This window comes from Streptomyces sp. AB3(2024) (assembly GCF_041862025.1).
Classification (GTDB): Bacteria; Actinomycetota; Actinomycetes; order Streptomycetales; family Streptomycetaceae; genus Streptomyces.
Genome location: NZ_JBGWAB010000006.1, coordinates 49,177 through 71,809, shown reverse-complemented (window position 1 = coordinate 71,809; position 22,633 = coordinate 49,177). Strand labels below are relative to the sequence as shown.

The following is a 22,633-nucleotide window of genomic DNA, read 5'->3' as shown; positions in this document are numbered from 1 at the left end:
GGTCAGGGAGCGGCGGCGGACAGGAGGGTGGGGACCATGTAGGGGCCGTCCGCGCCGGTCCGGGGGAGGGGGACCCAGGTCAGGCCCACCATCCGTGGGCAGTCGCACTCCAGCGCCGCGTCCACCCCCAGCACCGGCTCCCCGGCCGCCACCTCCACCCGGAAACAGGTGGTCCAGCCGGAGGGGTACGGGGCCTCGTACGCGTGGCGCACCGACAGGGCCCGCAGCCCCGTCTCCTCGGCGACCTCGCGCCGCACGGCCGCCTCCAGGTCCTCCCCGGGTTCCACCCCGCCGCCCGGCAGGGTCCAGTACTCCGCCCCGTCGTGCCGGCCGGACGGCCCCCGTCCCCGCTCGCGCACCATCAGCACGCTGCCGCCCCGCACGATGACGGCCGCCACCCGGCGCCGCTCCGCCGGATCCGTATTCACTCCGCGTTCCCCTCCCGCAGCCGCTCCCGCGCCTCCATCAGCGCGAAGCCCAGCAGGTTCAGCCCCCGCCAGCGCGCCGGGTCCAGGGCGCGCTCGTCGTCGGCGGCCAGTCCGATGCCCCAGATCCGGTCCACCGGGCTCGCCTCCACCAGCACCCTCTTCCCCGTACCGAGCAGGTACGCCCGCAGTGCCGGATCGGAGCCGAACTTGTGCACGCTGCCCTCCACGACCAGCGCGAACCGTTCCCGCTGCCACACGGTCTCGTCGAAGCGGCGCACCAGCCGTCCGGCCTTCTTCGCCGCCGCCGGACTCCTGGCCTCCAGCGCCGCCCGCTCCGCCTCCGCGTCCCCGAACAACCGCGCCTTGCCGGCCATCATCCAGTGCTCGGCCGTGGCGTACCGGACATCACCCACAGTGAAAGCGGACGGCCACCACTGGCTCAGACAGCTCGGGCCGAGCCGTCCGTCGGCCTGCGGCCGGTGCCCCCAGAAGGGCAGGTACTTCAGCCGTTCACCACGGTTGACCTGCCCGATCAACTTGTCGGTCATCTCCATGCACGCGAGTCTTGCAGTCACCACTGACACTTCGTACGGGATTTCGGGCGCGCCTCGACACATGGTCGACCGATTCCGTCGCGTAATCAAAAGGCAACAACGGAATCACTTGGCGGAGGGGAACGCCTCTGCCAGGATCGGCACTCAATTCGAGCTGTAGCTACGGAGAGCGTGAGAGCGTGATGGGTAACCGCTTCCAGGTTAAGGACCGCTTCGCAGACGGCGCGCAGTACATCGACGGCCGGCTCCGCTCCGGTACGTCGGGTCGCTCGCACACGGTGGTCGATCCCGCGACCGGCCAGGAGGTGCTCACCTACGAACTGGCGGGCACGGCGGACGTGGACGAGGCCGTCGCCGCCGCCAAGCGGGCCTTCCCCGCCTGGTCGGCCGCGACCCCCGGGGAGCGTTCGGACGCGCTGCACCGGCTGGCCGGCGTGCTGGCCGAGCAGGCGGAGGACTTCGCGTACGCCGAGTCCCTGCAGTGCGGCAAGCCGGTCAAGCTGTCCACGGAGTTCGACGTACCGGGGACCATCGACAACACCGCCTTCTTCGCGGGCGCGGCCCGTCACCTCCAGGGCCAGGCGGCCGGCGAGTACTCCGGGGACCACACCTCCTACGTACGGCGCGAGGCCATCGGGGTCGTCGGCTCCATCGCACCCTGGAACTATCCGCTCCAGATGGCCGCCTGGAAGATCCTCCCGGCCATCGCCGCGGGCAACACCATCGTCCTCAAGCCCGCGGAGCTCACCCCCCTGACCTCCCTGATGTTCGCCCAGGCGGCCAAGGAGGCGGGCATCCCCGACGGCGTGGTCAACATCGTCACGGGCGCCGGGCGGGACGCGGGCGAGCACCTGGTCGGCCACCCCGACGTGGTCATGACCTCCTTCACCGGCTCCACCGCCGTCGGCAAGCGGGTGGCCGAGATCGCCACCGCCACCGTCAAGCGGCTCCACCTGGAGCTCGGCGGCAAGGCCCCCTTCCTCGTCTTCGACGACGCCGACCTGGAGGCCGCCGCCCACGGAGCCGTCGCCGCCTCGCTCATCAACACCGGCCAGGACTGCACCGCGGCCACCCGCGCCTACGTCCAGCGCCCCCTGCACGAGGCGTTCGTCGCCCGGGTCGCCGAGCTGATGGAGACCGTCCGGCTCGGCGACCCCTTCGCGCCCACCACCGATCTCGGCCCGCTGGTCTCGCACGCCCAGCGCGACCGGGTCGCCGCCTTCGTCGAGCGCGCCCGCGCGTACGCCACGGTCGTCACCGGCGGCGAGGCCCCGGGCGGCGAGCTGGAGGGGGGCGCCTACTACCGGCCGACCCTGATCTCCGGCGCCGCGCAGGACAGCGAGGTCGTCCAGTCCGAGATCTTCGGCCCGGTCCTGGTCGTCCTGCCCTTCGACACCGACGACGAGGGCCTCGCGCTGGCCAACGACACCCCGTACGGGCTCGCCGCCTCCGCCTGGAGCCGGGACCTCTACCGGGCGAACCGCGCCACCCGCGAGCTCAAGGCCGGCTGCGTGTGGGTCAACGACCACATCCCGATCATCAGCGAGATGCCCCACGGCGGCTACAAGGCCAGCGGCTTCGGAAAGGACATGTCCACCTACTCCTTCGAGGAGTACACGCAGGTCAAGCACGTGATGTACGACAACACCGCGGTGGCGGCCAAGGACTGGCACCGCACCATCTTCGGGGACCGATAACAGCCACCGCCCGACCAGCGGCACACCTCCCGAAAGGCCACAGCCAATGGAGCAGCTCGACCCCGACCGCCTCTCCGCGGTGCAGCTCGCCGCGATGCGGCGCAGTCTCACCAGCGGGCGCGGCGCCCTCACCCGCCGCTCGCTGCTGCGCGCGTCCGGCATCGGGGCGCTCACCCTCGGCGGCCTCTCCGCCCTGACCTCCTGCGGCATCCCGCCCGCCCGGCGCGAGAGCGGCGCGGCGGCCGCCTCCGCCGACCACTCGGACCAGGAGAAGGAGCTCAACTTCTCCAACTGGACCGAGTACATGGACACCAGCGAGGACGAGAAGTCCCGTCCCACGCTGGAGGAGTTCGGCAAGCGCACCGGCATCGAGGTCAAGTACAGCGAGGACATCAACGACAACGTCGAGTTCTTCGGCAAGATCCGTCCGCAGCTGGCCGCCGGCCAGGACACCGGGCGCGACCTGATCGTCGTCACCGACTGGCTCGCCGCCCGGATCATCCGCCTCGGCTGGGCGCAGAAGCTGGACCCCTCCCGCCTTCCGCACGCCTACGCCAACCTCTCCCCGCAGTTCCGCAGCCCCGACTGGGACCCGGGCCGCTCCTACAGCTATCCCTGGACCGGCATCTCGACCGTCATCGCCTACAACTCCAAGGCCACGGAAGGCAGGAAGGTCGACTCCGTCACCCAGCTGCTCGACGACCCCTCCCTCAAGGGCCGCGTCGGCTTCCTCACCGAGATGCGCGACAGCGTCGGCATGACCCTGCTCGACCAGGGCAAGGACCCGGCGAACTTCACCACCGCGGACTTCGACGGCGCCATCGGCCGCCTCCAGAAGGGCGTGGACACCAAGCAGATACGCCGCTTCACCGGCAACGACTACACCGCCGACCTCGACAAGGGGGACCTCGCGGCCTGCCTGGCCTGGGCGGGCGATGTGATCCAGCTCCAGGCCGGCAACCCCGACATCAAGTACGCGGTCCCGGCGGCCGGGTACATCACCTCCAGCGACAACCTGCTGGTCCCGGCCCAGGCCCGGCACAAGGCCAACGCCGAGAGGCTCATCGACTACTACTACGAGCTCCCGGTGGCCGCCCGGCTTGCCGCGTTCATCAGCTACGTCTGCCCCGTCGACGGCGTCAAGGACGAGCTCGCCAAGATCGACCCCGCGCTCGCGGAGAACACGCTGATCGTCCCGGACAAGGCGATGACCGCCAAGTCCCACGCCTTCCGCTCCCTCAGCAGCGAGGAAGAGACGGCGTACGAGGAGAAGTTCACCAAGCTCATCGGAGCCTGACCCACCGCTCCGCCCCCGCCAGACCCCTCCACCCCCGCGCTCCCGCACCCTTCCGACGACACCACCACCGAAGGCCGCGACCCATGACTGACAAGACCGCGAGCGGCGACGTCCGCCTCGCCGGGATCAGCAAGCACTACGGATCGTTCACCGCCGTGCACCCGCTGGACCTCACCATCCCCCAGGGCTCCTTCTTCGCCCTCCTCGGCGCCTCGGGCTGCGGGAAGACCACCACCCTGCGCATGATCGCCGGCCTGGAGGAGCCCTCCACCGGCACGGTCAGCCTCGGCGACCGCGAGGTCACCCACCTGCCGCCGTACAAGCGCCCGGTCAACACCGTCTTCCAGAGCTACGCGCTGTTCCCGCACCTGAGCATCTACGAGAACATCGCGTTCGGGCTGCGCCGCCGCGGCATCAAGTCCGTCAAGAAGCAGGTCGACGAGATGCTGGAGCTGGTGCAGCTCGGCCAGTTCGCCCAGCGCAAGCCCCACCAGCTCTCCGGTGGCCAGCAGCAGCGCGTCGCCGTCGCCCGCGCCCTGATCAACCACCCCCAGGTGCTCCTCCTCGACGAGCCGCTGGGCGCCCTCGACCTCAAGCTGCGCCGCCAGATGCAGCTGGAGCTCAAGCGGATCCAGACCGAGGTCGGCATCACCTTCGTGCACGTCACGCACGACCAGGAGGAGGCCATGACGATGGCCGACACGGTCGCGGTGATGAACGGCGGCCGGGTCGAGCAGCTGGGCGCCCCCGCCGAGCTGTACGAGAACCCGCGGACCACCTTCGTCGCGAACTTCCTCGGCACCTCCAACCTGATCCAGGCCTCGGTCGAGTCCGCGGGCACCGACGTCGTCGTCTCGGCCTCCGGCACCACGCTGCGCCTGCCCGGGCAGCGATGTTCGACCACGCCCCGCGCGGGCGGAAAGCTGCTGGTCGGAGTGCGCCCCGAGAAGATCTCCCTGGTCCACGCGGACGAGGAGCACACCGTCGCGGCCGGCCGGAACAAGATCACGGGCCGGATCGCCGACTCCTCCTTCATCGGCGTCTCCACCCAGTACGTCATAGACAGCCAGGTCTGCCCGGAGCTGGAGGTGTACGCGCAGAACATCGAGCGCGACGCCCGCCTCGTCCCCGGCGCCGAGGTCATACTCCACTGGAACCCGGAGCACACCTTCGGCCTGGACGCCGCCATGGACATCGACGCCGGCGTCGAGACCGTCGAGGAGAGCGCGTGACCGCCGTCTCCGCGCCGCCCCGGGAGGCCGCCCCGGCCGAACCCCCGGTGCACAGGGCGTCCCTGCGCAAGCGCCTGATCCCGTACTGGCTGCTGCTCCCCGGCATCCTGTGGCTGCTCGTGTTCTTCGTGCTGCCGATGATCTACCAGGCCTCCACCTCGGTGCAGACCGGTTCGCTCGAAGAGGGCTTCAAGGTCACCTGGCACTTCCAGACCTACTGGGAGGCCTTCGGCGACTACTACCCGCAGTTCCTGAGGTCCCTGCTCTACGCGGGCACCGCGACCGCGCTGTGCCTGCTGCTCGGGTACCCGCTGGCCTATCTGATCGCCTTCAAGGCCGGCCGCTGGCGCAACCTCCTGCTGGTGCTGGTCATCGCCCCGTTCTTCACCAGCTTCCTGATCCGCACCCTGGCCTGGAAGACGATCCTCGCCGACGGCGGTCCGGTGGTCGGCGCCCTCAACGCCGTCGGCTTCCTCGACGTCACCAGCTGGCTCGGCATGACGGAGGGGGACCGGGTACTGGCCACGCCGCTCGCGGTGGTCTGCGGTCTGACGTACAACTTCCTCCCCTTCATGATCCTGCCCCTCTACACCTCGCTGGAGCGCATCGACACCCGCCTCCACGAGGCGGCCGGGGACCTGTACGCCCGGCCCTCCACGGTGTTCCGCAAGGTGACCTTCCCGCTCTCGATGCCGGGCGTGGTCTCCGGGACCCTGCTCACCTTCATCCCGGCGAGCGGCGACTACGTCAACGCCGAACTGCTCGGCTCGACGGACACCCGGATGATCGGCAGCGTCATCCAGTCGCAGTACCTGCGCATCCTCGACTACCCGACGGCGGCCGCGCTGTCCTTCATCCTCATGGCCATCGTGCTGATCATGGTGTCCATCTACATCCGCCGTGCGGGGACGGAGGACCTGGTCTGATGAACAAGCCCCTTGGCTGGCTCCGCCGCAACTTCGTGGTCATCGCGGGACTCGGCACGCTCGCGTACCTGATCCTGCCCAACGTCGTCGTGACGGTCTTCTCCTTCAACAACCCCGCCGGGCGCTTCAACTACGCCTGGCAGGAGTTCTCGCTCGACGCCTGGAAGGACCCCTGCGGGGTCGCCGACCTGTGCGGCTCCCTCTCGCTCTCCCTCCAGATCGCCTTCTGGGCCACCATCGGCGCGACCGTGCTCGGCACCGCGATAGCCTTCGCGCTCGTGCGCTACCGGTTCCGGGCGCGCGGCGCGGTCAACTCGCTGATCTTCCTGCCGATGGCCATGCCCGAGATCGTGATGGCGGCGTCCCTGCTCGCCCTCTTCCTCAACATGGGCATCCAGCTGGGCTTCTGGACCATCCTGATCGCCCACGTGATGTTCTGCCTCAGCTTCGTCGTCGCCGCCGTCAAGGCGCGCGTCCTGTCGATGGACCCCAGGCTGGAGGAGGCCGCGCGCGACCTCTACGCCGGACCGGTGCAGACGTTCCTGCGGGTGACCCTGCCGATCGCCGCCCCCGGCATCGCGGCGGGTGCGCTGCTGTCCTTCGCGCTCTCGTTCGACGACTTCATCATCACCAACTTCAACTCGGGCAACACCGTCACCTTCCCCATGTTCGTGTGGGGATCGGCCCAGCGCGGTACGCCCGTCCAGATCAACGTCATCGGTACGGCGATGTTCGTCATCGCGGTCCTGGTGGTGCTGGCCGGCCAGTGGGTCGGCAACCGCCGCAAGAAGGCACAGCCGAAGTAATCAGTTCAGTTCCGTAGGGAGTTGGAAGCCATGGCCCCAGTCGCCATGCGTAGTGTTGCGAAATCCCTTTCCGAAGCGAAGCCGGTCGCGTACTGGCTGGACGACCCCGGCAAGCCCGCCGCGCAGCCGGCGCTCACCTCCGACGAGCGCTGCGACCTGCTCGTCGTGGGCGGAGGCTACAGCGGGCTGTGGACCGCTCTGATCGCCAAGGAGCGCGACCCCGGCCGGGACGTGGTCCTGATCGAGAGCAAGGAGGCGGGCTGGGCCGCCTCCGGCCGCAACGGCGGCTTCTGCGCGGCCTCCCTCACCCACGGGCTCGCCAACGGCATGGCCCGCTGGCCCGGCGAACTCGCCAAGCTGGAGGAGATGGGCGCCCGCAACCTCGACGAGATCGAGGCGGCGGTCGCCCGCTACGGCATCGACTGCGACTTCGAGCGCACCGGTGAGATCGACGTGGCCACCGAGCCCCACCAGGTCGAGGAACTGCGCGAACTCCACGAGGAGGCGCTCAAGCTCGGCCTCGCGGACGGCTCCGAATGGCTGGACCGGGAGGCGCTGCGCGCCGAGGTCGACTCCCCGACCTTCCTCGCGGGCCTGTGGGACCGCGAGGGCGTCGCGATGCTCAACCCGGCGAAGCTCGCCTGGGGCCTCAAGCGGGCCTGCCTGGAGCTGGGTGTGCGGATCTACGAGAACACGCGCGGCCTGAAGATGTCCTCCGTCGGCGCCGGGATGGCCGTCACCACCCCGTACGGCACGATCCTCGCCCGCCGGGTCGCGCTGGGCACCAACATCTTCCCGTCGCTGGTCAAGCGGATCCGTCCCTTCACGGTCCCGGTGTACGACTACGCGCTGATGACGGAGCCGCTGAGCGAGGAGCAGCTGGCCTCCATCGGCTGGAAGCGGCGCCAGGGCCTGGGCGACAGCGCCAACCAGTTCCACTACTTCCGGATCACCAAGGACCACCGGATCCTCTGGGGCGGCTACGACGCCATCTACCCGTACCGGGGGAAGCTCGACTCCGAGTACGACCACCGGCCCGAGACCTACCTCAAGCTCGCGGAGCACTTCTTCACCGCGTTCCCGCAGCTGGAGGGTCTGAAGTTCAGCCACGCCTGGGGCGGGGCCATCGACACCTGCTCCCGCTTCTCGGCCTTCTTCGGCACGGCTCACTCGGGCCGGGTCGCCTACGCGGCCGGCTTCACCGGGCTCGGCGTCGGCGCCACCCGCTTCGGGGCCGACGTGATGCTGGACCTGCTGGACGGGGTGTCCAGCGAGCGGACGCGGCTGGAGATGGTGCGCAGCAAGCCGATGCCGTTCCCGCCGGAGCCGTTCGCCTGGACCGGGATCACCCTCACCAAGTGGTCGCTGGCCCGGTCCGACGCCCGGGGCGGCCGCCGCAACCTCTGGCTGCGCACCCTGGACCGCTTCGGGCTCGGCTTCGACAGCTGACGCCCGGGTCCGCCGCGCGCCCCCGGCGCACGCCCCGGCGCACATCGGTGCGCACCGTGTGACCCGCTTCACCATGACGGAGTAACGGAACTCGCGTCATACCGTCGCCCGGCCCCCCTCTCTCCCGGTGAGAACCCTTCACCGAGCAGGAGAGAACGGAGGCCGGGCGATGACGTTCCCGGGAGCCAAGGCGGCAGTGGAGTGGCTGGTATCGGTGGCGCCGGATCCCGACGCCTGCCGGTGGGAATGGGAGCGGAGCCCCCTCGGCGTCGCCCTCCTGCCCGCCGGCCGGAGCTGGGACGTGCTGATCCTGCCGGGGGAGCTGGGACGGGCCACCCTCGACGTACTGCACCTGCTCACCGGCCGGCCCGGTCCGGTGCTCGCGGACTGCGACGACGCCCGGGTGGGCTTCTTCGTGCCCCCGGGGACGGCCTCGCGCTGGCTCGGCACGGGCGTGCGCGGCGCCGGACGCGGGACCTGGATCGTGGTCCCGCACCCGGTCCGGCAGGCGGACGGAGTGCGCTGGCTGGTGGTCCCGGACGGGGAGGGGACGCTCACCGACCCCGTGCTGCTGGAGCTCGCGATGCACGAGGCGGTGGGGCGGGTCCTGGCGGGGGATGGAGATGAGGACCGCACCCCTTGACAACGGGATTGGTCTGGACCATCTTGGGCGCCGCCGTCGCTCCCCGCCAGGGAGCCCGGCTCCATCCCCCCATGTTCCGGAGGCAGTCGTGCGCAGAGTGCTCCCCCTCCTCACGGCCGCCGCCCTGGCGGTGGCCGGACTCCTCACCGCGGGCCCGCCCGCCGCGGCCGTGGACGCCGACCTCGTCCGCAACGGCGGTTTCGAATCCGGCCTCGACGGCTGGAGCTGCTCCGGCGCGTCCGGAGCCGTCGTCACCGCCCCGGTCCACGGCGGGAGTTCCGCCCTCAGGGCCACCCCGGCCGGCCAGGACAACGCCCGCTGCTCCCAGACCGTCACCGTCAGGCCCGACTCCGCATACACCCTCTCCGCCTGGGTGCAAGGCGCCTACGTCTACCTCGGCGCGAGCGGCACCGGCACCACCGACGTCTCCACCTGGACCCAGACCCCCGGCGCCTGGAAGCAGCTCACCACCGGCTTCCGCACCGGCCCCGCCACCACCTCCGTGACGGTCTACACCCACGGCTGGTACGGCCAGGGCGCCCACCTCACCGACGACCTCACCCTCGTCGGCCCCGACCCGGGCGGAACCGGGCCCGGGCCGCAGCCCCCGGCCGCCCCCACCGGCCTCACGGGCTCCGCAGCCTCCGCCTCCACGGTGGCCCTGTCCTGGACAGCGGCCACCGGCGCCACCTCGTACAAGGTCTACCGCGACGGCGCCGCCCCGCTGACCTCCGCCACCACCTCGGCCACCGTCACCGGCCTCGCCGCGTCCACCCCGTACACCTTCCGGGTCGCGGCCGTGAACGCGGCGGGCGAGTCGCCCCAGAGCTCGCCGGTCACCGTCGCCACCACCGGCGGCGGGGGCCCCGGCACCCCGGGGCTGCCGGCGCACGCCCTCGTCGGCTACCTCCACAGCAGCTTCGCCAACGGCTCCGGCTACGTCCGCATGGCCGACGTCCCCGCCTCGTGGGACGTCATCGACCTCGCCTTCGGCGAACCCAGCTCGGTCACCTCCGGCGACATCCGCTTCCGGCTCTGCCCGGTGACCGAGTGCCCGAACGTGGAGTCGGCCGCCGAGTTCAAGGCGGCCATCAAGGCCAAGCAGGCCGCGGGCAAGAAGGTCCTGATCTCCATAGGCGGCCAGAACGGCCAGGTCCAGCTCACCACCACGGCCGCCCGCGACGCCTTCGTCTCCTCCGTCGGCAAGATCATCGACGAATACGGACTGAACGGCCTCGACATCGACTTCGAGGGCCACTCCCTCTCCCTCGCCACCGGTGACACCGACTTCCGCGCCCCCACCACCCCGGTGATCGTCAACCTGATCTCCGCCGTGAAGACCCTCAAGGCCAGGTACGGCCCGGACTTCGTCCTGACCATGGCTCCCGAGACCTTCTTCGTGCAGCTCGGCCACCAGTACTACGGCTCCGGCCCCTGGGGCGGCCAGGACCCGCGCGCGGGCGCGTACCTCCCGGTCATCCACGCCCTGCGCGACGACCTCACCCTGCTGCACGTCCAGGACTACAACTCCGGGTCCGTCATGGGCCTCGACGGCCAGTACCACTCCATGGGCGGCGCCGACTTCCACATCGCCATGACGGACATGCTGCTCACCGGATTCCCGGTCGCCGGCGACGCCACCCGGGTCTTCCCGCCGCTGCGCCCCGACCAGGTCGCCATCGGCCTGCCGGCCACGACCAACGCGGGCAACGGCTACACCGCCCCCGCCGAGGTGACCAAGGCGCTGGACTGCCTCACGAAGGGGCTGGCCTGCGGGGCGTACCAGCCCCACGGCATCCGGCCCGACCTGCGCGGCCTGATGACCTGGTCGGTCAACTGGGACCGCTTCGGCGGCTGGGAGTTCAGCCGGGGCTTCGACGCCTACTTCGGCGGCTGACCCGCCGCCGGCCGTCCGGCCGGGTGGCGTTCCGCCCGTACGGGGCGGGCCGCCGCCCGGCGCACGGCCAGCAGGAGCGGGGTGCACAGGAGAAGGCTGGCCAGGACGTCCAGGGGCCAGTGGAAGCCGCGCAGGACCAGGCCCGCCGCGGTCAGGGCCGTCAGCAGGGCCGCGAGGGCCGCGGGCCAGGGGCGGCGGGTGTACGGGGTGAGCAGCAGGGCGGCCGCCGTGTAGGCCGTCAGGGCCGTGGCCGTGTGCCCCGAGGGGAAGTAGCCGGCGGCCCAGGGCTCCAGGGGCCCCGGGCGGGCGGTCCACTCCTTGAGCGGCACGATCAGAGCCGGCACCAGGGCCATCGCCAGGCCGGCCGTCAGCGCGGCGCGGGCCCGGCCGCGCCGGGCGGCGTAGAGCATCGCGAGGACCAGGACGGGCACGGCGACCTGGATGTTCCCGAGGTCGGCGAGGCGTTCGGTGACGGCGTCGGGGACGGTGCGCACCACGGCGCGGCTCAGTGCGTGATCCGGGGTCAGCAGCGGTCCCGACGTGCGGACCTGCCAGGTGATCAGGGCGAAGAGGACGGCGCAGAGGGCCGAGGGGGCCGCGGCGGCCGAGAGGATGGCCGGCCGTCCCGGAACAGGGGGGATGGTTCCGGGACGGCCGCCCGGATCGGGTTGCCGTGCGCCCCGGGGGGTTTGGGGCGGACGGCCGTCCGATCTGAGAGGAGTGTGCGCGAACGCATGCCCAGTACGGCGCTGGGGAAGCCCGGTACCGGAATCGTCCCCGGTCGCCCGGGAACGCTCTGTCTCACTCATCTGCAGAAACCGTACGCCAACGGGAGGGGGGCCGACAGCGGGAACGCGCTCCCGCCATCGGCCCCCCACACCTTCTTCACAGTGCCCGACCGTTACCGGCGGTAGGGACGGGCGCCTGTGTTCGGGCGTTCGCTCAGATGCCCGCGAAAGCGGCCTCGATGACGTCCAGACCCTCGTTCAGCAGGTCCTCGCCGATGACGATCGGGGGCAGGAAGCGGAGCACGTTGCCGTAGGTGCCGCAGGTGAGGACGAGCACGCCCTCGGCGTGGCAGGCCTTGGCGAGTGCGCCGGCCGCCTCCGGGAACGGGGTCTTGGAGACCGGGTCCTTGACGAGCTCGATCGCGATCATGGCGCCGCGGCCGCGGATGTCGCCGATGATGTCGTACTTCTCCTGCATGGCCGTCAGGCGGGTCTTCATGACCGACTCGATCTTCTTCGCCGCGGCGTTGAGGTCGAGCTCCTTCATGGTCTCGATGGAGCCGAGCGCACCGGCGCAGGCCACCGGGTTGCCGCCGTAGGTGCCGCCCAGGCCACCGCCGTGCACGGCGTCCATCATCTCGGCGCGGCCGGTCACGGCGGCGAGCGGCAGACCGCCGGCGATGCCCTTGGCGGTGGTGATGAGGTCCGGGACGATGCCCTCGTCCTCGCACGCGAACCACTGGCCGGTGCGGCAGAAGCCGGACTGGATCTCGTCGGCCACGAAGACGATGCCGTTGTCGTTGGCGAACTTGACGATCGCCGGGAGGAAGCCCTTGGCCGGCTCGATGAAGCCGCCCTCGCCGAGGACCGGCTCGATGATGATCGCGGCGACGTTCTCGGCGCCGATCTGCTTGCTGATCTGGTCGATCGCCTGGGCGGCGGCCTCGGGGCCACAGTTCTCGGCGCCGGTCGGCCAGCGGTAGCCGTAGGCGACCGGGACGCGGTAGACCTCGGGGGCGAACGGACCGAAGCCCTGCTTGTACGGCATGTTCTTCGAGGTCAGGGCCATCGTGAGGTTCGTACGGCCGTGGTAGCCGTGGTCGAAGACGACGACGGCCTGGCGCTTGGTGTACGAACGGGCGATCTTGACGGCGTTCTCGACGGCCTCGGCGCCCGAGTTGAACAGGGCCGACTTCTTGGCGTGGTCACCGGGGGTCAGCTCGGCGAGGGCCTCGCAGACCTCGACGTAGCCCTCGTAGGGGGTGACCATGAAGCAGGTGTGGGTGAAGTCGGCGAGCTGCGCGGAGGCGCGGCGCACGACGGCCTCGGCGGAGGCGCCGACCGAGGTCACGGCGATGCCGGAACCGAAGTCGATCATGCGGTTGCCGTCGACGTCCTCGATGATGCCGCCGCCCGCGCGGGCCGTGAAGACGGGCAGCACGGAGCCCACGCCGCCGGCCACCGTCGAAAGGCGGCGGGCCTGCAGCTCCTGCGACTTGGGGCCGGGGATCGCGGTGACGATGCGGCGCTCCTGCGGGACAGCGGTCATAGGGGGCTCCTGGGGGGGTGTTTTCGGACGCACTTGTGTCTTTGTCCGCAGGCTAGGCCCGGGGGAGGGGGTAAGGCATGCTCCGTTCGGGAGTGGTGCCCGCGTGTCCTTGTCCGCGGCGGCCATAGGAAGGAACCGGGACGCGTCCCGCGGAACCCGGTGGGCCACGGGTCGCGGGGCCGTACCGGGCACTAGATTGAGCGCCGCAGCGCTTGGCACGGTCAGGGGGCAGGGGTTCATGGACACCGAAGGCACGCACGACGGACAGACGGCCCGCGCCGGGTACGTCCCCCGCCCGGCGGGCCCCCCACCGGGACCCGCGGGGCCAGCGCTCCCCCCGAAGCCGTCCCACGCCCCGGCGGTGGGCTCCCCGCTGGCGGCCTGGGTCCGCACGCCTCGCCCGAGGGCGGAGCCGGGGGTGTGGCGGTTCGGATACCAACCGAAGCGGGCGGACGAGGCGGAGCCGGGCACGGACCGGTCGCTGCTGAGCGGGGCGGTCATCTCGTTCCTGGCGTGCGTACTGGTGTGGTCGCTGCTGACCAACGGCTACATCCCCTACATCCAGGTACCGCTCAAGCTCTTCACGCCCCAGGACTGGTGGGAACTGGGCGGGGGCCCCACCGATCACCGCGGCATGGCCGCCCTGCAGGTTTACGAGCTGTTGCTGACCGGAGGACTCGTCTTCTGGTTCAGCCGCCTCGGTTCGTGGGGTCTGGCCTTCGAGCGGCTCGTCGCGGCCCGAGGCCCGCGGGCCCGGGCGGCGGGGGCGGCCGTCGGCGCCCTCTTCGTGATGATGCTCATCTGGACCGGCACCGTGCCCGCGGAAGCCCTGCTGCTCCAGCACCTGCCGCTCAAGGACATCCCGCCGACACAGGGACTCCTGATCACCCAGCTTCTGTACGCGGTGCTCTACGTCCCCGTCCTCGTGTACTACGCCCGCCTCGGCGGATGGCGCCGACGCGGGCATGGGGGCAGGGCGGGGACTGCCGCCGCCGCGGCCTCCCCCGCCCCGCCCGTCGTCCCCCAGGACGGGGTCGATCCCGCCCAGTGGCCCCAGCTCCGCGCCGCCGGCCTCGGGGAGGTGGCCGAGCGGCTCGGTGGGGAGGTGGTGGGCGGGCGGATGAACGACGTGGACTACGCCCGCATCCGCCGCGCCTGGGACTCCGTCCAGGCCGACCCCACCCGCGTGCGGGCCTTCGCCGACTCCGTGCGCGACAAGGGTGCCGCCGCCTGCCTCCACCCCTCCGGCGACCGGGACCTGCCCGTGCGCGCCGCCCGGCACGACCTGCTCGCCCGGCAGGTGCTGCTCGGCAGCGTCGAGGACCAGGAGCGCAACCCCTACGCCCGCCGCGGCACCCCCCTCGCCCTCGACCCCGAGGTGCTCGGGACCTCCCTGCTCGCCGTCGGGCCGTCCGGGACCGGGAAGACCGCCCGGCTGGTGCGGCCCGTCGTCGAGTCCCTCGCGCTGCAGGCGCTGGCCGGCCAGGCCGCCGTCATCGCCGTCGGCTCCGCCGGCGCCGGGCTCGGCCCCGACGGCGGCTACGACATCGTCGTCCGCGTCGGCGACCCCGACTCCGTCCACGACCTCGACCTCTACGGCGGCACCGCCGACCCCGACGAGGCCGCCACCCTCCTCGCCGAGGCCTTCGTCGGAGACGTCCCCGGCATCGACGTGCGCCGCGCCGCGACCGCCCTCGCGCAGCTGCTCGGCCCGTACCGGGCGGCGTACGGACGCTTCCCCGCCGTACCGGAGCTGCGCGAGCTCCTCGACGGGCTGCCGCCCGCCCTCGACGCGCTGCGCCACGAGCTGCAGGACGCCGGAGAGCAGGCCATGCTCCGCGAGCTCGACGCGCGCACGCGCCAGCACGGCGCCCCCGCCGACCCCGGCCCCGCCCTCGCCGACCGGCTCGCCCTGCTGGACCGGCCCGCCTTCGCCGGGTTCTTCGACACCACGGGCCAGGGACGCCCCTTCTCCATGCGCGCCATGGAACACCCCGTCCGGGTCCGGATCGACCTGCCCGAACGGGGCCACGCCGACGCCTCCCGGATGCTGGCCCGGCTGCTCCTCGCCCAGTTCAACGCCTGCGCCACCGCCCGAGCCGACCGCTCGCTCTTCGCCTTCCTCGCCCTCGACGACGCCTCGCACACCCTGACCCCCGAGACGGTCCGCGGGGTGCAGCGGCTGCGGTCGGTGAACGCCGGGGTGCTGCTGACCCTGCGCGCGCTGGACGACGTACCGGAGGCCCTGCGCACCCCGCTGCTCGGCGCCGTCGGCTGCCGGATGGCCTTCTCCGGCGTCACCACCTGGGACGGGAAGCGCTTCGCCGAGGCCTGGGGCACCGAGTGGGTCGAGACCCGGGACGTCACCCACCGGACCGTCTTCGCCGACCAGCCGCTCACCCGCGCCATCCACGCCTTCCGCAAGATGGTCACCGGCAAGGCGGTCACCACCGACGCCGTCACCGTGCGCCAGGTCGAGCGCGAACGGTGGTCGGCCTCCGAGCTGGCGCACGCCGTACCGCCCGGCTGCGCGGTGCTCTCGCTGACCTCGGTCCGCGGGGAGCGGGCGGCGCCGCTGCTCGTCCGGTTGGCCGGAACGGGCTGAGCCGACCCGTACGGGGTGGCAGAATCGAGAAGGGCCGTTCATACGACACGGCGAAATCCCGAAGGCCCACATCCCGAAGGCCCCGCAGTCTCCCTCCCCTCCCGCCGAAGGCCCCTGGTACCCGATGCCGCTCACCCTTGCCTCGCTCGTCCAGCACTCGGCGCTCAAACTCAGCGTCCGGGCCGGGGAGACCCGCCTCGACACCCCCGTGCGCTGGGCCCACGTCAGCGAGCTCGCCGACCCGGTCCCCTACATGGAGGGCGGCGAGCTGCTGCTCGTCACGGCGATGAAGCTGGACGCCGAGGACCCCGAGGAGATGCGCCGCTACGTGAGGCGCCTCGCGGCCGCCGGGGTCGTGGGGATCGGCTTCGCCGTCGGCGTCAACTACGACGCGGTCCCGCAGGCGCTGGTCGACGCGGCCCGCGAGGAGGACCTGCCGCTGCTGGAGGTGCCCCGGCGCACCCCGTTCCTCGCCATCAGCAAAGCCGTCTCGGCGGCCCTCGCCGCGGACCAGTACCGGGCCGTGACGGCCGGCTTCGAGGCGCAGCGGGAGCTGACCCGGGCCGCGCTCTCCGCCGACGGCCCCGCCGACCTGCTGGCGAAGCTGGCCGCCCACGTGCACGGCTGGGCCGCGCTGTACGACACCTCCGGCGCCGTCGTCGCCGCCGCCCCCGAGTGGGCCGCGCGCCGGGCCGCGCGGCTCACCCCCGACGTGGAGCGGCTGCGGGAGCGGCCCGCGCCGGCGAGCGCGGTCGTCGGCGGCTCGGAGGACCGCGTCGAGCTCCAGTCGCTGGGCACCGGACGGCGGCCCCGGGGCGCGCTGGCCGTCGGCACGGGGGCCCCGCTGGGCACCGCCGAACGGTACGCGGTGCACTCCGCCGTCGCCCTGCTCACCCTGACCACCGAGCGCTCCCGGTCGCTGCACGACGCGGAGTCCCGGCTCGGCGCGGCCGTGCTGAGGATGCTGCTGGAGGGGGAGGCGGAGCACGCCCGGGCGGTGGCGGGGGACCTCTACGGGGCCCTGCTGGAGGCGCCGTTCCGGATCGTCGTCGCGGAACCGGCGCTGGCGGGCACCGCGCAGCCGGAGGGGCTGGCGCTGCTGGCCGACGCGGTCGAGTCGGCGGCCGCGCGGACCGGCGAGGCGCTGCTGGTGGTGCCGGAGGAGGGCCGGCTGGTGGTGCTCGCCGCCGACGGGGGTTCGGCCGTACAGGCGTGCGCGGACCACGCCGAGGCGCTGGAGACCCGGCGCGGCCGGGACGCGACGGGGCCCGAGCCGGACGAGCTGGTCGTCGGGTTGTCGGCCCCCGCGGCGGCGGCGGGCGTGGCGGCCGCCTTCAAGCAGGCCGACCAGGCCCTCGCCGTGGCCCGCCGCCGTGGACGGCCGCTCGTCGAGCACGAGGACCTCGCGGCGGGCTCCGTCCTGCCGCTGCTGGCCGACGACGCCGTACGGGCCTTCGCGGACGGCACCCTGCGGGCCCTGCGGGAACACGACGCGACCGGCCGGGGCGATCTCGTGGCCTCCCTCCAGGCCTGGCTCTCGCGCCACGGGCAGTGGGACGCGGCGGCGGCCGACCTCGGTGTGCACCGCCACACGCTGCGCTACCGGATGAAGCGGGTCGAGGAGATCCTCGGGCGCTCCCTGGACGATCCGGACGTACGGATGGAGCTGTGGCTCGCCCTGAAGGCCGGGACGACGCACCCGTAGCCCCCGCCGGCGCCCCACCGCACGGGAGGTCCCGGCCGCGACAGTGACAAAGCGGCGCAGGGCGGGAGGGCGGCGCTCCATGCCGGATAAACACCGAAAGCCCCTCGGAGTCCTACGGTGGTGTGGACAAGGACCCCACCGCACAAACCCGAAGGGCCGGGATTCGCATGACTTCCACCCACGCCTTCTGGCTCGCCGGCCGCCAGGCCACCGGCGAGGACAGCTTCGACGTCCACAACCCGTGGGACGGCCGTCTGGTCGGCACGGTCAGCGTGCCCACCGACGCCCAGGTCGAAGAGGCCGTGGCCGCGGCGTACGCCGTGACGGCGGAGTTCTCCGCGACCCCCGCCCACGTACGGGCCGCCGCCCTGGACCACGTGTCCAAGCGGCTCACCGAGCGCACCGAGGAGATCGCCCAGCTGATCTCCGCCGAGAACGGCAAGCCGATCAAGTGGGCGCGCGGTGAGGTCGGCCGTGCGGTGTCCGTGTTCCGCTTCGCCGCCGAAGAGGCCCGCCGCTTCAACGGCGGGGACGCCCAGCGCCTGGACACCGACGCCGGTGGCGTCGGCCGCATGGCCCTGACCCGCCGCTTCGTCAAGGGCCCGGTCCTCGGCATCGCGCCGTTCAACTTCCCGCTGAACCTGTGCGCCCACAAGGTGGCCCCGGCCATCGCCGTCGGCGCGCCGATCATCCTGAAGCCGGCCCCGGCCACCCCGCTCTCGGGTCTGATCCTGGGCGAGCTGCTGGCCGAGACCGACCTCCCGGCCGGCTCCTGGTCCGTGCTGCCCGTCGCCAACGACAAGATGCCGGCCCTGGTGAAGGACGAGCGCCTGCCCGTCATCTCCTTCACCGGCTCCGACACCGTCGGCTACGCCATCCAGCAGTCGGTGCCCCACAAGCACTGCACCCTGGAGCTCGGCGGCAACGCCGCGGCCGTGGTCCTCGCCGACTGGTCCTCCGAGGCCGACCTCGACTGGGCCGCGACCCGTATCGCGACCTTCTCGAACTACCAGGCCGGCCAGTCCTGCATCTCCGTGCAGCGCGTGATCGCCGACGCCTCCGTCTACGACCGCCTCGTCGAGAAGGTCGTCGAGAAGGTCCGGGCGCAGGTCACCGGCGACCCGGCGGACGACGCCACCGACGTCGGCCCGCTGGTCTCCGAGGACGCCGCCAAGCGCGTCGAGTCCTGGGTGGACGAGGCCGTCTCCGCCGGCGCCAAGCTGCTCACCGGCGGCAAGCGCGACGGCGCCACGGTCGAGCCGACCGTCCTCGCGGAGATCCCGGCGGGCGTCAAGCTCGCCACCGAAGAGGTCTTCGGCCCGGTCCTGACCATCACCCGGGTCGAGAACACCGACGAGGCCTTCGCCGCCGTCAACGACTCGAAGTTCGGCCTGCAGACCGGCGTCTTCACCCGCGACATCCAGGTCGCCTTCCGCGCCCACCGCGAGCTCGAGGTCGGCGGTGTGATCATCGGCGACGCGCCGTCCTACCGCGCCGACCAGATGCCGTACGGCGGCGTCAAGCAGTCCGGCGTGGGCCGCGAGGGCGTCCGCTACGCGATGGACGACTACACGTACGAGCGCGTCCTGGTCCTCACGGGCCTCGACATCTGACCGACTCGTACGGTCATGGACCGACGGCCGGAGCCTACTGTGCGGGGGCTCCGGCCGTCTCCCTTTTCCCCGCCACCCGCACGGGCCTTTTCCCGGGTGCCCGGAACGGGTACGACTCACAGGTAGCACCGATCGGTAGTCCCCCCGATACGGCGAGGTGAGCACCCGGATGTCAGCGACGCAGCCCGTACAGCCCGTACAGCCCAAGGTGACCGAGCGCGAGGCGCGGCAGGTCGCGGAGGCGGCCCGGGAACAGGACTGGCGCAAGCCCAGCTTCGCCAAGGAGCTGTTCCTCGGGCGGTTCCGGCTCGACCTGATCCACCCCCACCCGCTCCCCGCCGACGAGGACGTCCGGCGCGGGGAGGCCTTCCTGGCCCGGCTGCGGGTCTTCTGCGAGAACGAGATCGACGGAGCCCGCATCGAGCGCGAGGCGCGGATCCCCGACGAGACGGTGCGCGGGCTCAAGGAGCTCGGCGCCCTGGGCATGAAGATCGGCACCGAGTACGGGGGCCTGGGACTGACCCAGGTCTACTACAACAAGGCGCTCGCCCTCGTCGGCTCGGTCAGCCCGGCCATCGGCGCCCTGCTCTCCGCGCACCAGTCGATCGGCGTCCCGCAGCCCCTGAAGATGTTCGGCACGAAGGAGCAGAAGGACGCCTACCTGCCCCGCTGCGCCACCTCCGCGATCAGCGCCTTCCTGCTCACCGAGCCCGACGTCGGCTCCGACCCGGCCCGCCTGGCCACCACGGCCGTGCCGGACGGCGAGGACGCCTACGTGCTCGACGGGGTGAAGCTGTGGACCACCAACGGGGTCGTCGCCGACCTCCTCGTGGTCATGGCCCGGGTCCCCGCGAGCGAGGGGCACCGCGGCGGGATCACCGCCTTCGTCGTGGAGGCCGACTCGCCGGGGATCACCGTCGAGCACCGCAACGCCTTCATGGGCCTGCGCGGCCTGGAGAACGGCGTCACCCGCTTCCACCGGGTCCGCGTGCCCGCCGCCCAGCGGATCGGCGCCGAGGGAGCGGGCCTCAAGATCGCGCTGACCACGCTCAACACCGGCCGCCTGTCGTTGCCCGCCATGTGCGTCGGCGCCGGCAAGTGGTGCCTGAAGATCGCCCGAGAGTGGAGCGGCGTACGCGAGCAGTGGGGCCGCCCCGTCGCACGGCACGAGGCCGTCGGCGCCAAGATCTCCTTCATCGCGGCCACCACCTTCGCCCTCGAAGCGGTGGTCGACCTGGCCTCCCAGATGGCCGACGAGGACCGCAACGACATCCGCATCGAGGCAGCCCTCGCCAAGCTCTACGGCTCGGAGATGGCCTGGCTGATGGCCGACGAGCTGGTCCAGATCCGCGGCGGCCGCGGCTTCGAGACCGCCGAGTCGCTCGCCGCGCGCGGCGAGCGGGCCGTCCCCACCGAGCAGATGCTCCGCGACCTGCGCATCAACCGGATCTTCGAGGGCTCGACGGAGATCATGCACCTGCTGATCGCCCGCGAGGCGGTCGACGCCCACCTCTCGGTCGCGGGGGACCTCATCGACCCCGACAAGGCCCTGGCGGACAAGGCCAGGGCCGGAGCCCGCGCCACCGGCTTCTACGCCCGCTGGCTCCCCAAACTGGCCGCCGGCCCCGGACAGGTCCCCGGCACCTACCGGGAGTTCCACCCGGCGGGCCACCCCGACCTCGCCACCCACCTGCGCTACGTCGAACGCGGCTCGCGCAAACTCGCCCGCTCCACCTTCCTGGCCATGGCGCGCTGGCAGGGCCGCATGGAGACCAAGCAGGGGTTCCTCGGCCGGATCGTCGACATCGGCGCCGAGCTCTTCGCCATGAGCGCAGCCTGCGTCCGTGCCGAGCACCTGCGAGCCACCGGTGACCACGGCCGCGAGGCCTACCAGCTCGCCGACGCGTTCTGCCGGCAGTCCCGGCTCCGCGTCGAGGAGCTCTTCGGCCGCCTCTGGTCCAACACCGACGACCTCGACCGCAAGGTCGTCGAAGGCGTCCTCGGCGGCACCTACACCTGGCTGGAGGAAGGCGTCCTCGACCCCTCGGGCGACGGCCCGTGGATCGCGGAGGCCGCCCCCGGCCCCTCCGTACACAAAAACGTGCACCGTCCGCTCCGCTGACCTGCGATCATCGCCGCACGGCGGGGAAACGGACAGGCGTACGAGCGGCACGGAGCAAGGCAATGGACGGACACAGGGACAGCCGGCGGCGGGCCTGGTGCGTGGCGCTCGTACTGCGCCACGCACCAGAGCACATCGCCGCCGACCTGATCGGCCGGCTCGACCCCGACACCCGCGACCACCTGTGCCGCGACGAACGCCTGCCCGCCTCCGCCGTCACCCTCCTCGTGCGCGACGGCACCGACCGCGACCGGCACTTCGTCGCCCGCAACCCCTACGTACGCGGCTGCCCGCTGCCCGGCCTGCCGGGCCCCGCCCGCTACGCGGCCCGCCGCACCCCCGAGGCGCTGCTGCCGCTGCTGCGCGCGGAACTCGGCCGCGACCCGGCCGACGGCCCCCTGAGCGGCGAGGAACTCATCGGCCTGCTCCGCCGCCACGGCACGCACCACCCCAGGGTCCCGCTCGACATCCTGGCGCTCCCGCACACGGCGGACCCGGAGCTGCCGGCCTCCGAGCACCTGCGGCGGCCGCTGCCGCCCGGCTCCGTCGAAGCCCTGCTCATGCGCGCGCAGCCGTCCCGCGAGACCGTGCGCACGCTCCTGACGACCACGGGCACCGCCCCGTACGGCAAGGCCTGGCACCGCCCGTTCGTCCGCGCCGTCCGGATGGGCCTGCTCACCCCGGCCGAACTGGTCGCCCACACCGCCCCCGCGCACCGCGCCCTGCTGCTGTGCCGCCCGAACGGAACCCGCGGCCTGCGCTGGAACCTGTCCGAGCAGGCGGAGATACGCACCGAGGCCACCCGCGCGCTGGAACCCCTGGGGGACGACCCGCGGCTGTGGGCCGAACTGCTGAGGCAGGCCCCGTCCTTCCGGGGAGCGCTGACCGCGCTCGCCCACGGCGTCGCGAACGGCGTCCTGCCCGGGCCCCCGCCCGCCCCGCCGGCCGACGGCCTTGCCGAGGCCGTGCGCACCCTGGCCCCGGCCGCCCTCGAACCGACCGGGGGAGTGGAGCGGGAACTGGCCCTGACCAGCCTCGCCGTGCCCATGGAGACCGTCGACGAGGACATCCGCTGGGTCCGGGACTGCCTGGACCGTGGGCTGCTGACCGGCACCGACGTGATCCGGCACAAGCTTCCCGCCTGCTGGGCCCTGGACGAGGACCAGTGGCTCGGCGACGTGGACCACCCCGACCGCTACGACCGGCCGGAGGCCGTGCTCGCCGCGCGCGCCGAGGCCGCCCGGCTGTTCGCACTGGCCCTGGACGGGGATCCGGACGCCTGGTGGGAGGCGGCCCGGACCCTCCCGGACTTCGCCGGAACGCTCCCGCACCTCCTCTTGCGGGTCGCGGACGGGGACTCCCTGTCCGAGCGCCCCTGAGTT

The 22,633-nt window shown here is 72.4% G+C and carries 17 protein-coding genes; 13 read left to right on the top strand and 4 right to left on the bottom strand.

Translation table 11 applies throughout. The features are described from left to right. Nucleotides 1-2 precede the first annotated feature (2 nt). Together ACEPPI_RS04240 and ACEPPI_RS04235 are read right to left on the bottom strand one after the other, a co-directional pair. Nucleotides 3-428: an NUDIX domain-containing protein gene (locus tag ACEPPI_RS04240; protein WP_373913885.1), complete on the bottom strand. Its 426-nt coding sequence runs from the start codon at nucleotides 426-428 to the stop codon at nucleotides 3-5. After that, the gene (locus ACEPPI_RS04235) at nucleotides 425-982 is read right to left on the bottom strand and encodes an NADAR family protein (protein ID WP_373913884.1); all 558 of its coding nucleotides are present in this window, start codon (nucleotides 980-982) and stop codon (nucleotides 425-427) included. The genes ACEPPI_RS04240 and ACEPPI_RS04235 overlap by 4 nt, the downstream gene beginning before the upstream one ends. Nucleotides 983-1,164: 182 nt before the next feature. On the opposite strand from ACEPPI_RS04235, the gene ACEPPI_RS04230 reads away from it, so the two are divergent. The 8 genes from ACEPPI_RS04230 (at nucleotide 1,165) to ACEPPI_RS04195 (ending at nucleotide 10,929) form a co-directional block, all read left to right on the top strand. Next, a complete protein-coding gene (locus ACEPPI_RS04230; RefSeq protein WP_373913939.1) occupies nucleotides 1,165-2,679 on the top strand; it encodes a gamma-aminobutyraldehyde dehydrogenase in 1,515 nt (504 codons plus the stop codon). Between the two features lie 46 nt (nucleotides 2,680-2,725). Further along, the gene (locus tag ACEPPI_RS04225) at nucleotides 2,726-3,976 is read left to right on the top strand and encodes a spermidine/putrescine ABC transporter substrate-binding protein (protein ID WP_373913883.1); all 1,251 of its coding nucleotides are present in this window, start codon (nucleotides 2,726-2,728) and stop codon (nucleotides 3,974-3,976) included. 83 nt (nucleotides 3,977-4,059) lie between these two features. After that, on the top strand, nucleotides 4,060-5,208 hold the full coding sequence (locus ACEPPI_RS04220; protein ID WP_373913882.1) for an ABC transporter ATP-binding protein: 1,149 nt from the start codon (nucleotides 4,060-4,062) through the stop codon (nucleotides 5,206-5,208). Further along, complete coding sequence (locus tag ACEPPI_RS04215) at nucleotides 5,205-6,134, top strand: ABC transporter permease (RefSeq protein ID WP_266842656.1); 930 nt, start codon at nucleotides 5,205-5,207, stop codon at nucleotides 6,132-6,134. The genes ACEPPI_RS04220 and ACEPPI_RS04215 overlap by 4 nt, the downstream gene beginning before the upstream one ends. Then, a complete protein-coding gene (locus ACEPPI_RS04210) occupies nucleotides 6,134-6,940 on the top strand; it encodes an ABC transporter permease (RefSeq protein ID WP_030227511.1) in 807 nt (268 codons plus the stop codon). Before ACEPPI_RS04215 ends, ACEPPI_RS04210 begins: the two co-directional genes overlap by 1 nt. 30 nt (nucleotides 6,941-6,970) lie before the next feature. Beyond that, nucleotides 6,971-8,389, top strand: coding sequence for an NAD(P)/FAD-dependent oxidoreductase (locus ACEPPI_RS04205; protein ID WP_373913881.1), 1,419 nt, complete (start codon nucleotides 6,971-6,973; stop codon nucleotides 8,387-8,389). A gap of 169 nt (nucleotides 8,390-8,558) precedes the next feature. Continuing rightward, nucleotides 8,559-9,032, top strand: coding sequence for a hypothetical protein (locus tag ACEPPI_RS04200; RefSeq protein ID WP_373913880.1), 474 nt, complete (start codon nucleotides 8,559-8,561; stop codon nucleotides 9,030-9,032). Beyond that, nucleotides 9,013-10,929 carry a chitinase gene (locus ACEPPI_RS04195; protein WP_373913879.1) on the top strand — a complete coding sequence of 639 codons (1,917 nt, stop codon included), beginning with the start codon at nucleotides 9,013-9,015 and terminating at the stop codon, nucleotides 10,927-10,929. Before ACEPPI_RS04200 ends, ACEPPI_RS04195 begins: the two co-directional genes overlap by 20 nt. Here ACEPPI_RS04195 and ACEPPI_RS04190 read toward each other — a convergent pair. Both ACEPPI_RS04190 and gabT read right to left on the bottom strand, forming a co-directional pair. Beyond that, on the bottom strand, nucleotides 10,914-11,426 hold the full coding sequence (locus tag ACEPPI_RS04190; protein WP_373913878.1) for a phosphatase PAP2 family protein: 513 nt from the start codon (nucleotides 11,424-11,426) through the stop codon (nucleotides 10,914-10,916). The two genes, ACEPPI_RS04195 and ACEPPI_RS04190, sit on opposite strands and share 16 nt — an antisense overlap. Before the next feature lie 445 nt (nucleotides 11,427-11,871). Beyond that, nucleotides 11,872-13,206, bottom strand: a complete 1,335-nt coding sequence (gene gabT, locus ACEPPI_RS04185; protein WP_266842666.1) for a 4-aminobutyrate--2-oxoglutarate transaminase — start codon at nucleotides 13,204-13,206, stop codon at nucleotides 11,872-11,874. Nucleotides 13,207-13,444: 238 nt separating this feature from the next. Here gabT and ACEPPI_RS04180 point away from each other — a divergent pair, with 238 nt between their 5' ends. From ACEPPI_RS04180 to ACEPPI_RS04160, 5 genes are all read left to right on the top strand, one after another. Next, nucleotides 13,445-15,811, top strand: a complete 2,367-nt coding sequence (locus ACEPPI_RS04180; protein ID WP_373913877.1) for an ATP/GTP-binding protein — start codon at nucleotides 13,445-13,447, stop codon at nucleotides 15,809-15,811. A gap of 124 nt (nucleotides 15,812-15,935) precedes the next feature. Beyond that, nucleotides 15,936-17,516 (top strand): PucR family transcriptional regulator, encoded by a 1,581-nt coding sequence (locus ACEPPI_RS04175; protein WP_373913876.1) that lies wholly within the window; start codon nucleotides 15,936-15,938, stop codon nucleotides 17,514-17,516. Between the two features lie 167 nt (nucleotides 17,517-17,683). Continuing rightward, nucleotides 17,684-19,129, top strand: coding sequence for an aldehyde dehydrogenase family protein (locus ACEPPI_RS04170; protein WP_373913875.1), 1,446 nt, complete (start codon nucleotides 17,684-17,686; stop codon nucleotides 19,127-19,129). A gap of 169 nt (nucleotides 19,130-19,298) precedes the next feature. Next, complete coding sequence (locus tag ACEPPI_RS04165; protein ID WP_373913874.1) at nucleotides 19,299-21,251, top strand: acyl-CoA dehydrogenase family protein; 1,953 nt, start codon at nucleotides 19,299-19,301, stop codon at nucleotides 21,249-21,251. Between the two features lie 62 nt (nucleotides 21,252-21,313). Continuing rightward, nucleotides 21,314-22,630, top strand: a complete 1,317-nt coding sequence (locus ACEPPI_RS04160; RefSeq protein ID WP_373913873.1) for a hypothetical protein — start codon at nucleotides 21,314-21,316, stop codon at nucleotides 22,628-22,630. The last annotated feature ends 3 nt before the right edge of the window (nucleotides 22,631-22,633 follow it).

Coding starts and splice junctions, on each gene's coding strand:
- ACEPPI_RS04165 (WP_373913874.1), top strand. CDS start 19,299: ATGTCAGCGACGCAGCCCGTACAGCCCGTACAGCCCAAGGTGACCGAG.
- ACEPPI_RS04210 (WP_030227511.1), top strand. CDS start 6,134: ATGAACAAGCCCCTTGGCTGGCTCCGCCGCAACTTCGTGGTCATCGCG.
- ACEPPI_RS04160 (WP_373913873.1), top strand. CDS start 21,314: ATGGACGGACACAGGGACAGCCGGCGGCGGGCCTGGTGCGTGGCGCTC.
- ACEPPI_RS04205 (WP_373913881.1), top strand. CDS start 6,971: ATGGCCCCAGTCGCCATGCGTAGTGTTGCGAAATCCCTTTCCGAAGCG.
- ACEPPI_RS04230 (WP_373913939.1), top strand. CDS start 1,165: ATGGGTAACCGCTTCCAGGTTAAGGACCGCTTCGCAGACGGCGCGCAG.
- ACEPPI_RS04195 (WP_373913879.1), top strand. CDS start 9,013: ATGAGGACCGCACCCCTTGACAACGGGATTGGTCTGGACCATCTTGGG.
- ACEPPI_RS04225 (WP_373913883.1), top strand. CDS start 2,726: ATGGAGCAGCTCGACCCCGACCGCCTCTCCGCGGTGCAGCTCGCCGCG.
- ACEPPI_RS04235 (WP_373913884.1), bottom strand. CDS start 982: ATGGAGATGACCGACAAGTTGATCGGGCAGGTCAACCGTGGTGAACGG.
- gabT (WP_266842666.1), bottom strand. CDS start 13,206: ATGACCGCTGTCCCGCAGGAGCGCCGCATCGTCACCGCGATCCCCGGC.
- ACEPPI_RS04180 (WP_373913877.1), top strand. CDS start 13,445: ATGGACACCGAAGGCACGCACGACGGACAGACGGCCCGCGCCGGGTAC.
- ACEPPI_RS04175 (WP_373913876.1), top strand. CDS start 15,936: ATGCCGCTCACCCTTGCCTCGCTCGTCCAGCACTCGGCGCTCAAACTC.
- ACEPPI_RS04170 (WP_373913875.1), top strand. CDS start 17,684: ATGACTTCCACCCACGCCTTCTGGCTCGCCGGCCGCCAGGCCACCGGC.
- ACEPPI_RS04200 (WP_373913880.1), top strand. CDS start 8,559: ATGACGTTCCCGGGAGCCAAGGCGGCAGTGGAGTGGCTGGTATCGGTG.
- ACEPPI_RS04220 (WP_373913882.1), top strand. CDS start 4,060: ATGACTGACAAGACCGCGAGCGGCGACGTCCGCCTCGCCGGGATCAGC.